The 3893-nt window shown below is 30.5% G+C and carries 4 protein-coding genes; all 4 read right to left on the reverse strand.

Annotated elements, in window-relative coordinates:
- Positions 1 to 615, reverse strand: a 615-nt coding sequence (locus WBF61_RS09020; RefSeq protein ID WP_424255816.1) for a glycosyltransferase family 2 protein, incomplete at its 3' end; no start/stop codon positions are given.
- A gap of 26 nt (positions 616 to 641) precedes the next feature.
- Positions 642 to 2072, reverse strand: coding sequence for a lipopolysaccharide biosynthesis protein (locus WBF61_RS09025; protein WP_424255818.1), 1431 nt, complete (start codon positions 2070 to 2072; stop codon positions 642 to 644).
- Complete coding sequence (locus WBF61_RS09030; protein WP_424255820.1) at positions 2069 to 3148, reverse strand: glycosyltransferase family 2 protein; 1080 nt, start codon at positions 3146 to 3148, stop codon at positions 2069 to 2071. The genes WBF61_RS09025 and WBF61_RS09030 overlap by 4 nt, the downstream gene beginning before the upstream one ends.
- A gap of 132 nt (positions 3149 to 3280) precedes the next feature.
- Positions 3281 to 3893: YihY/virulence factor BrkB family protein (locus WBF61_RS09035; protein WP_424255821.1), on the reverse strand; the 613-nt coding region annotated here is incomplete at its 5' end.

The following is a 3893-nucleotide window of genomic DNA, read 5'->3' on the forward strand; positions in this document are numbered from 1 at the left end:
GTAAATCATTGTTTTTATATGAACGAACACTTGAGGTGTAAAGAGCTCATCTTCATGAATGATGTCTTCTCTAAAAAATAATTTATTTTCCGTTAATACAGATCTCCTAGTTAAGTATAAATAGACTGGAGACACAAATGTTCTGCTGTTTGCTTTAAAGCTGTCTTCTTTGTAAATATGATTTTCTACTAAACGATGGCTAAAATCATAATATTTTTGGTTGATTGTTTTTTCCATTCCATCTGTAAAAGCCATTCCATTAAAGCGAATCAAATCAAGATGTTTTTCTTCCATTAAAGACACGGTATCAGATAATAAATTAATATCAATATAATCATCTGAGTCCACAAATAAGATGAATTTTCCTGAAGCTTTAGACATGCCCGTATTACGAGCTCCTGATAATCCTTTATTTTTTTGCTCAATGAAAATAATGCGGTCATCACTTAAATAGTTCTGGATTTTTTGACGACTTTGGTCTGTACTGCCATCTTCTACTATTATAATTTCAAGATGCTGATACTGTTGATTTATAATCGATTCTAGACATTCTTCTATATAGTCTTCAACATTATAAACGGGTACAATTACTGAAACTAGTGGATTATTCTTCATACTTAATCTCCTTTTTAAAACACAACCTATTTTCTTTTCGCCATTAATTCTTTAATCACTTTCATTTCACCCGTTACAATCAATCCTAATCCAAAGACAAGAATAAATATAAAGCTTTTGATTACCAAATCAATGAAATTTGAAAATGGTAAAGTCGGTAATAGATAAAATACCAGTGCTTGAGATCCAGCCATTAATGCGGGTTTAACTAGTATGCTGAAAAATTCTGCGTAATTTGATTCAAACATCTTATACATCAGTAAGTAATTCGTTTGCAAAAAATTAAGTGTAAAGGCAATAACCAACAATAAAGCAACGTATTCAATTTTCCCAGTATACATTCCAATGAGCATCGCTGTTATATTGGTTAGTGCTGTTAGTATACCTGAAACCAATAATAAATCGGTACGATTAGCTGATTGAAAAATTGCTCCAGTAATCGTTAAAATCAACTGAATCCAAACAGAAAAAGCTAGTATTTGAAAGGTAGCAATACTTCCATCCCACTGTCCTCCGAACAAAAATAAAATGATTTCTTTTGCTGAGAAAAATAAAAATATTGAAAGAGATAGACCAATTGTTCCTAAAAAGCGTGTTAGCAGTAAGTAAACTTGCTTAATTTTATCTGTTTTCGTTTCATAATCAGACATAATAGGCTGAATAACCGGATAAATGACATTCGTCAAAATTTGATTGGGATAGAGAGACAATTGATAAGATTTATCATAATAAGCTAAGGAACTTGCCGAAAAATAACGTCCTATTAATATCTTGTCTAGATTTCCTGAAAAATAGTTAATAAAATTAAAAATAAACTGATTTTTTGAAAAAGAGAAGATTTTTTTTATAGGGTTTAAATTTAATTTAAAACTAAACGTCAATTTTGTTTTAAAATAAAAAACAAAAAATAAAAATGCTGCTTTCAGCGTATTAGCTATGATTAGTGAGTAGTAACTGAAGCCCATAACAGCTAGTACTATCGAAATGACACCAGAGAGTACATTAGCAATAACTGTAACCATATTAACAACCATAAAGTTTTTTTCTCTTAATAACATGTTTTGTGGTACGACTAATATTCCATAGAAGAAAACACATACACCGAGAACTAAACTAATTGGGATATATACCGCATCACCATAAAATAGACTTATTGGGTATCCTAATGACATAAAAATTAATCCTAAGACTACCGCTAAGTAGCAAGAAAAAACAAAAATGCTGTTAATTTCTTTTTTTGTTAGTTTTTTATTTTGAATAATGGCAGGTCCAATCCCGAAATCAGCTAACATTTGAAAGAATATCAAAAAAACATTTACTATTGCAACAACACCATATTCTTTAGGCGTTAATAGCCTAGAGAGAATCGCTTGAACAAGAAGCTGAACAAGAACATTAGAATACTTTCCTATAGCGCTGTATAGTACTCCTTTTTTAAATTCATCTATCAAGTTCACTGTGCATAATCTCCTTTTTTATAACCCAAGCGTTTGATTATATTTAATAACTTTTGAGATTTAAAACCTATATCCATTCTTAGTCTCATCAGATTAAGTGCTAAAGAGTACTTTTTTTTCTTAACCAAAAATAATAAGGTTTTTACAAATCTATTCTTTTCTGCTTGATTACTCAAATCTATTACTGCTCTTTCAATTTTTTCATTCTCCATAATTCTTACCATTAATTTAATTTTTTCTTCTTTTTTTAGCATACATTCTTTAGAAGAAAGATTCTTTATTTCTAGGTACATAGTATTCCAGTATTCTTTATTAATTAAGGTTTTATATCTTAGAACTTCATCCCATTCTTTCATCAGTTTTTCAAAGCTCTTTGCCACTTTATATTCTTGTTTAAATCGATCTTTTGTGTAGTGATTTACAGCTGAATTAGCTCGATAAACATAATGGTAATAAGCATGAGGGTTAATTTCAACTTTTTCTAAATGACGATAGACATCTAAATTAAATAACGCATCTTCACCTATTTTTTGATTCGAAAATTGGACATTATTCTTTATTAAAAACTCACGTCTATATAATTTGTTCCACAATGCATATGGAGCAAAAGAATAGTACCTATTGAACTGTGTTCTAAACTGACGTGCTTCTTTCGATGAAGTTAATTTAGGTAAATTCACCCTACTAGTTGAGCTCTCATCTATACTTGTAGTTACTTCAATAAAACCAAACATCAATACATCTGTACATGTTTCTTTAGCGATTTTAATATTTTCTTCTATTAAATTAGGCTCTACATAATCATCTGGATCAATAAAATAAATATAACTTCCAGTAGCTTTAGATAAACCTACGTTACGAGCATAACCTGCTCCTTTATTTTCTTGATTTATTACAAATACTCGATTATCTTTTTTTTCATAATACCGGCATATTTTTAAAGCATCATCAGTTGATCCATCATTTACTAAGATCAATTCAAAATTTTTATTCGTTTGATTTAACACACTTTTTATCGCTTTTTCTAAATATTTTTCAACATTATAAATCGGCATAATGACAGACACATCTAGCATTAATTTTACTCCTTCATTCACATTATTATTCACTATATACATTAATCGACTTAGTCATTGTATCATAATTGCACTTCATACTTGATTTCAATCCGATTAAGTTTTCTATAAAAAACAACTTTATCGTTTTTTTTATTTGATCTTCATTTTTCTCTCTACATATCTAATCATACGATTATTTGATTGTTCTATTACAATCTGCTTATATTCTGTAATCGTTGCATTCACAAGAGCACCTACTGTTAACATCGCGCCCAATATATTTAGCCACAGCATGAATGCAATAAACGCCCCAATTGAACCGTAACTTATTGTCCCTACAGCAAAGTAAGAAACATAGATAGTGAATGCTTGAGTAATCAAAATCCAACCGATTGTTGAGAAAATGGCTCCTGGTAAGACCATTTTTAAATTTAATTTTGCGTTCGGCACAAAATAATACAACAACGAGAAAGAAAAAAACAAGGTAAACATAGTTACTGGCCAACGCAAACTAAGAAACGTGTCAATTACATCTAGCGGCAAGTTCAATAAGGGTGTGAGCCTTTCTAATATCACTTGTCCAAAACCAAAGGCCGTTACCAATACAATTAAGCCAGTTATTAAGACAATTGTGAAAGCCAGCGACGCTAAGCGAACAACTACGATGTTTTTTCGAGGATCTACCCCGTAAGCTTTATTCATACTCATTTGCATCGCATTCATCCCTCGACTCGAAGACCACAACGTTCCAATGGCAGCAATG

The sequence above is a fragment of the Carnobacterium sp. genome, assembly GCF_049673005.1.
GTDB lineage: Bacteria > Bacillota > Bacilli > Lactobacillales > Carnobacteriaceae > Carnobacterium_A.